This is a genomic window from Frankia sp. CeTa3Moorea (genome assembly GCF_978021225.1).
Map to the genome: position 1 here is coordinate 1 of NZ_CDXDOR010000116.1, position 5,857 is coordinate 5,857.

The window sequence follows — 5,857 nt, forward strand, 5'->3', positions numbered from 1 at the left end:
GTGGGCCGCCGACGGGGCCACGACCTACGACGGAAGGCTGATGGCCCGATCAGGAGGGTGGGGACTGGCAGAGTGGGGTGATGGACATGGGGGAGCCGGTCGCGTGGGCGCCGGGGATGTCGCTGCTGCCCGACGTCAGTCCGGCGGCGTGGGTAGCGGCAGCCCTGGCCGCTACCACGTCAGCCGCAACGGTCGCGGCGATGGTGCCGCCCGTCTTCGCGGCCTATGCCCGGGTGCTGCCGCCGACTTACGACCGTGAGGGTGTGGGACGGCGACACCGGTGGTCCGAGATCGCCGCATGCCGAGGCGTGGCGCTGACGGCTGAGACCCGGTTCGACGACCTCGTCGCCGGTTCCGACCATTGGGGGCGACCCGCTGACGGAGGCTTGGACGCGCGGGAGACGGCGGCTCTCGCGAGGGTCCTGTCCAGCTTCACCGACACGCCGGACCAGGCGTACTTCTGCCTCTGGGAGGGTTTTGGCCTCGCTGAGACGCGCGCCTGGGAGGACCGGCCGATGCGTGTGCGGACAGCTAACCGGGCGTACCACCTGCTCACCGGGCCGGTGAGCGCCGCCCCGATGTTGCCGGCGCCGGTGGAGTGGAGGTGCGCGAGTCTGTGGTGGCCCTACGATCGGGCCTGGCTTGTCGCCACCGAGATCGACGGCTACTCCACCTACATCGGTGCCAGCCACGCCGCGATCGACGCGGTCCTCGCCGATCCCGCGATCGACGCCGTTGCCGCGCGTCCCGCGACCCCGCTCGATCCCAGCTACGGCTGACGTTCACCCACCTCCTCAACTCGGCGGCCCGAAGCGGCGTCATGCGGGCAGCCGGACGTCCTGTCATCAGCAGATGAGCGCGTTGGTTAGTCTCGCGCGAGGTCTGTCTGCGATTCGCCGTCGGTCCGCGCGAGCACTCTCTGCTGGTGGCTTCGGTGGGTGGTCCGGCGGGCGCGCTGGTTGCCTGCATCGCCTGGAGCGGACTCGGGCCGCCCTCGCTCGTTTCGACAACGTCAGCCGGTCGACGGCTCCCCGAGCCGGACCAGGTTGAGTCGGTAGGAGCGCACCTGCGGGTCCTCATGCATGGCCGGCAGCGCTGCGGATACCTCGGATGGCAGCCGGTCGAGTACGGCCCGCGGGGCTTCGGGCAGGGTCCGGGATTCGAGGATCTCCAGCCCGGGCACCTGGCGTTCCAGGTCGGCCGGGTTTTCGCAGAACCAGCGGGCGCGGGCGTCGACCTTGCTCAGCGCGTCATGCTGTTCCTGGTTCTGCCGCATCCACTCGCCCCAGCTGTCGAAGGCGGCGAGGCTGCCGGGAAACCGGCCCGCGACCCGGGCAAGCACGTTGTGGACGTCGTGCTTGTCGGGAACCCGAGCACGGCCTCGGCCACGAACATCCACGGCCCCGGGCCGGTGTCCGCGGCGACCTCGAGCCAGTCGTCGTCGAGGACGGACCCGGTCAGGTGCCGGCGGCGGGTGCCGTCGCTGAAGAAGCGGCGGCGCAGCGCCATCGCGTCAGGAAGATCCAGCTCCAGCCACCGACCGCGACCGCGAGCGACGCCCGCCCGTACAGCGGGATCAGCAACGTCTCTGCGACGGCTCCCAGCTCGGCGGCGACGCCCGGGCCGGCCGGCGTCTCCCATTGGCCAGTCATGTGCCACCATCTCCCACTATTGAAAGCGGTTCTCATGACAATAGCCGGAAGGCGTGTGGTGCCCAAGTCAAGGTGGCCAGCTGAGTGGCTCCCCGAGAGTGCGTCGAGTGCCAGGGATGCTGGTCGTCAGGAGCGCCGACTGGTCGGCCGCCACCATCGCCCGGCCTATGGCGAAGGTCGTCGACGACCAGAAACCGCAGAGCACCGTGAGTGACGAGCGGGCCTCGGTGTGGGCAGCTGCGGTGCGGCCCGGAGCCGGTGGTCGCGAACGCATCACAGGCCTCCCGTTGATGAAAACAGTTGTCATCATAGACAGAGGACCTGCGTGGAGACGAACAGGGGCTGGCCGAGGACGAGCCGAGGACCGGGTCGTCGCCGTCGCCCCGTCGGTGCACGAGGCGTGGGTGGACGCCGGGTTCAAGACCACGGTCATCGAGCACGGGGCGGGGCTGGGGATCGTCAGGGAAGAACTCCGCCAGGAAGCCGTCCTTGTCGTAGTTGTGAACCGCGTCCTAGTTGTGAACCGCGCTCACTGGTCGTACTCCTTGAGACAGACGGCGTAGCGGGCTTCGGCCAGCGGTATCGCGTGCCGGTACCAGGCGGACCACTAGTCGGGGTAGGGCACCTCGGCGCGCGCCTTCTGGAGTGCGGCGGCCCACCAGGCAAGCTGGTTGAACAATGTCTTGGCGTAGCCGGGAGCGTCGGGATCAGCTGGCCGACCAGCATCCCAGTTCACGAAATAGTTCGGGAATGCCAGCCCGTCGCGAATGGTCACCGCGTGCAGCTCGGTGAGGACGTTCTCCAGGTGCAGGACTGCGTGTCGACCGCCCGCCGCGCCGCCGTAGCTGACAAAAGCGACCGGCTTCGCGGTCCACTGGGTGAAGTGCCAGTCGATGGCAGCCTTCAGTGACGCCGGGTAACTATGGTTGTATTCGGGGGTTACTAGGACGAACGCGTCTGCGGCGTCGAGCCGCGCGGTCAGGGGTGCCATGCCCGCCGGGCGCGGGTATGAGTCTCCGGCGTACTTCGGCGACGCGGCGGGCAGGGATAGGGGGATCTCAAAGTCGGCGAGGTCGACGACCTCTATGTCGAAGCTCCCATGCGCGGAGGCCTGTTCGGCGACCCATGAGGCCACGACTGGCCCGAACCTCGCCTCGCGCACGCTGCCGACGACGATGACAAGTTTGCTGGTTTCGCTCATGCGTCACATGTTCGGTCGCGCCGGCAGCGGCAGCCAGACCGAGCACAGGCTGGCCCTGATAGGGCCAGCATCGGACGGCGTACCGAGGCCGTGCCGGTCTTACAGTGAAGAGCGTGAGTACGCCGCTGGGTGACTTCCTCCGCGCCAGGCGCGATGCCACCCGGCCCGAGACGCTCGGCCTGCCGGCAGGCCCCCGGCGCCGCGTCCCGGGGCTACGGCGGTCGGAGCTGGCTTCGCTGGCAGGCATCAGCGTTGAGTATCTCGTCCGGATCGAGCAGGGGAGCGACCGCAACCCATCGGCCTCCGTCGTCAACGCGCTCGCCGACGCGCTGCGCCTCGACGTCTCCGAGCGGGAGCACCTGCGATACCTGGCCAAGATCGCCGCTGGCGTGTGTATCGGCCCGCTCACCCAACCTCGGCTGGAGGTCAGGCAGACAGTGCTCAAGCTGCTCGACCAACTCGAGCCAGGGATCGCCCTGGTCACCAACCGCCTGGGTGACATCCTCGCGTACACCAGTGGCTTCGACCTGGTCGCCCGACCGTCGGGGCTGCTCGATACCGACAGGCCCAACCTCACGCGCTTCGTCTTCACCGACAGGCGCGCCCGCGAGATCTTCCCGGAATGGGATCAGATCGCCGACGAACGAGCCTTCGACCTGTGGCTCGGCCCATCGGCCGAGCGCTCGGCCCAACTCAGGGCGGAACTCGCTCCGATCGCCGGCGACGACTTCACCCAGCGGCTGAACCGGCACGCGCTACCACGGCGCGGTCCGCTGCGGTGGACACACCCCGTGGTTGGTGAACTGCGGCTTGACCGCGAGGTCATGGAGCTCCCACCCGCCGATGCTCAGCAGTTGGTGGCATTCCTTCCCGCCGACGACACGACCGCCGACACGTTGAACCGGTTGTGCAGGAGGGGCGGTACCAGCCTGCGTGCCGTCAACTGAGCAAATATGGCGGCACGCCGCCACTCTTATCGAAGTCAAGCAGGTCCAGGAGGGTTGCGAGCAGCTGCTCGCCGTCCGGGCGGGGGATCCTGGCGGTCGCCACCTCGACCGGGGCGGTCCACCGGGAGACCGCGTGCGCGGTCTGCTGGCCGTCGGCGGTGAGGTGGAGCCGGTAGTGACGCCGGTCGGCGGGGTCCTGCTGGCGGCCAACGAGCCCTTTGCGGCGCAGGGCCGCCACGGCGTCGCTGACGGTGGGGTCGGCCACGTCGAGTTCACGTGCCAGTGCGCTGGTTCGGGCCGCCGGGGGTGGTCCCGCGTAGAGGCGGGCGAGGACCCGAAGCTGGGTGGGGGACAGGTCGTGCGCCTCGGCCGAGCGGCGGGCGAGCACCTGCAGGGCCTCGCCGATCCGGTCGAGGGCGGCCACGATCTTCGCGTCGAGCCCGGGGTGGCGTTCCTCGGGGGTGCCGGGCGGCCTCACGCGCGCGGTCCGAACGCCGCGTGTAGCGCCAGCACCGCTGCCTCCTGCCGTTGGGACTTTCCCGGGTTCGCGACGGCCGACCCGCCGCGAGGGTCGTACCGGGGAACGTCGGAACCCGCGAGTGGACCTTAGCAATCCGGTCCGCCCGGACCAGATCGTTAGGAGTCCTTGACATCAAGGGTCGTCCCGCACATGGTTCTCCTTTTCGACTGAAATTGTCGAGATGGCGGCCGGTACCGGGTTGGGCCGTGCGGCGCGTGAGCGTTGCCGGACCGGGTGGGTCCGGTCCGCGCCCGTGGGGGAACACCAAGGAGGCGAGCATGCCGAAGCTTGCCCGCAGTGACTGGTACGACCTGGCCCGCGACACCAACTGGTCGTTTGGTTACGTGTCCGAGCAGGACGTCTTCCCAGAGGAGCTGTCGGGGACGGGCCGGGTCTCAGCCGAGGGGTGGCTGGCCTGGGACGAGCCATACAAGATCACTTATCGGGAGTACGTGCACAACCAGGTGACGAAGGACACCACGACGTACTCGGTCAAGAACGCGATCGCCCGCTCGGCGCTGTTCGAGAAGCTCGACCCGGGATGGAAGTCGGTGATCCTGGCGCACTATGGCGCGATCACGATGCCGGAGTACCTCGCCTCCATCGGTGAGGCGCGGATGGGCCGGTTCGGGCGGGCGGCGGCGTGCTCGCCTACATGGGGCTGTCGCCGTCCGAGCAGGGACAGGACGCCACCGGCTACGCCTGGGCACAGGCCGCGGCGGCGGGCGCAACCGGCGCCAGGGCGGCACGGCGATGACGCCCGGGGGGCAGGTGACCCCCGGGGCGCAGGAGCACTCCCACGAGCACGTCCACGTCCACGAGCACTCCGAGGGGGCCCGATGGCTCTGCTGCCGCTGAGCGCGGTTTTCGAGCACGACTTCGTGTCGCTGCTGGTGGCGGTGGACGACGCCGACACCGTCGAGGCACTGCACGCCGCAATCGAGAAGGACAACCCCGACCAGACGCTGGTCGTGGAGGACCGCAACGGCTACGTGCGCATCAACGCGCCCCGCTTCCTGCGGGTCACCCGCGCCAGCCTGGAGGAGGCCGCCGGCCGGTCCGTCCCGCTCGCCACCCTCGAACCCGCCCTCGCCGGCTTTGCCGGGCGGATGCGGTACGTGAGCGACGACGAACTCGTCTGGTACCTGGACCGGAAGGACTGAGGATGACTACCGCCCCCACGACGAGGCCCCTGCGCACCTGGAGTGTGTTCGACGGGGCCCGCCGCAAGCCGAACGAGTACGAGACCGTCACCGGCCACTTCCACTACCACTTCGGGCGGCAGCCGGCCCCGTTCGATCTTGATCCTGACAGTCCGATCAACCGGTGGTACCTACGCTACCGCGAGGGCTCGCCGCTGCGGGGCGTGGACTGGGAGGCGTTCCGCGACCCCGCCCAGCTCAACTACCGCCGCTACATCGCCCTGCAGCACGACCGGGAGATCTACGCCGAAGGCGTCGTCGACCACGTCGAGGCCCTCGATGCGGATGCCGGCCTGAACCCGGCCTGGGTGGGTGTCCTCGCGCGGCTTTACCTG

The 5,857-nt window shown here is 69.4% G+C and carries 8 protein-coding genes and 1 pseudogene; 5 read left to right on the forward strand and 4 right to left on the reverse strand.

The genetic code is table 11. The annotated features are described in order from the left end of the window. Positions 1–80: 80 nt before the first annotated feature. Positions 81–779 carry a hypothetical protein gene (locus AC08OV_RS18035; RefSeq protein ID WP_476619986.1) on the forward strand — a complete coding sequence of 233 codons (699 nt, stop codon included), beginning with the start codon at positions 81–83 and terminating at the stop codon, positions 777–779. A gap of 233 nt (positions 780–1,012) precedes the next feature. Here the strand turns inward: AC08OV_RS18035 and AC08OV_RS18040 are convergent, their stop codons facing one another. Further along, positions 1,013–1,399 carry a hypothetical protein gene (locus AC08OV_RS18040; protein ID WP_476614554.1) on the reverse strand — a complete coding sequence of 129 codons (387 nt, stop codon included), beginning with the start codon at positions 1,397–1,399 and terminating at the stop codon, positions 1,013–1,015. Positions 1,400–1,457: 58 nt separating this feature from the next. Continuing rightward, positions 1,458–1,652, reverse strand: coding sequence for a hypothetical protein (locus AC08OV_RS18045; protein ID WP_476614553.1), 195 nt, complete (start codon positions 1,650–1,652; stop codon positions 1,458–1,460). 107 nt (positions 1,653–1,759) lie between these two features. On the opposite strand from AC08OV_RS18045, the gene AC08OV_RS18050 reads away from it, so the two are divergent. Then, positions 1,760–2,215 carry a hypothetical protein gene (locus AC08OV_RS18050; protein WP_476619987.1) on the forward strand — a complete coding sequence of 152 codons (456 nt, stop codon included), beginning with the start codon at positions 1,760–1,762 and terminating at the stop codon, positions 2,213–2,215. A gap of 44 nt (positions 2,216–2,259) precedes the next feature. On the opposite strand, the gene AC08OV_RS18055 is transcribed toward AC08OV_RS18050, so the two are convergent. Continuing rightward, positions 2,260–2,853, reverse strand: a complete 594-nt coding sequence (locus tag AC08OV_RS18055; protein WP_476614551.1) for an NADPH-dependent FMN reductase — start codon at positions 2,851–2,853, stop codon at positions 2,260–2,262. Between the two features lie 113 nt (positions 2,854–2,966). On the opposite strand from AC08OV_RS18055, the gene AC08OV_RS18060 reads away from it, so the two are divergent. After that, positions 2,967–3,800, forward strand: coding sequence for a helix-turn-helix domain-containing protein (locus tag AC08OV_RS18060; protein ID WP_476614550.1), 834 nt, complete (start codon positions 2,967–2,969; stop codon positions 3,798–3,800). Here AC08OV_RS18060 and AC08OV_RS18065 read toward each other — a convergent pair. Then, on the reverse strand, positions 3,793–4,278 hold the full coding sequence (locus AC08OV_RS18065; protein ID WP_476614549.1) for a MarR family winged helix-turn-helix transcriptional regulator: 486 nt from the start codon (positions 4,276–4,278) through the stop codon (positions 3,793–3,795). The two genes, AC08OV_RS18060 and AC08OV_RS18065, sit on opposite strands and share 8 nt — an antisense overlap. A gap of 320 nt (positions 4,279–4,598) precedes the next feature. On the opposite strand from AC08OV_RS18065, the gene AC08OV_RS18070 reads away from it, so the two are divergent. Together AC08OV_RS18070 and AC08OV_RS18075 are read left to right on the forward strand one after the other, a co-directional pair. Beyond that, entirely contained in the window at positions 4,599–5,483 is an 885-nt protein-coding gene (locus AC08OV_RS18070; RefSeq protein WP_476614548.1) for an MmoB/DmpM family protein, read from the forward strand. Between the two features lie 2 nt (positions 5,484–5,485). Continuing rightward, a pseudogene (locus AC08OV_RS18075) lies at positions 5,486–5,857 on the forward strand (toluene hydroxylase); the annotation flags it as partial.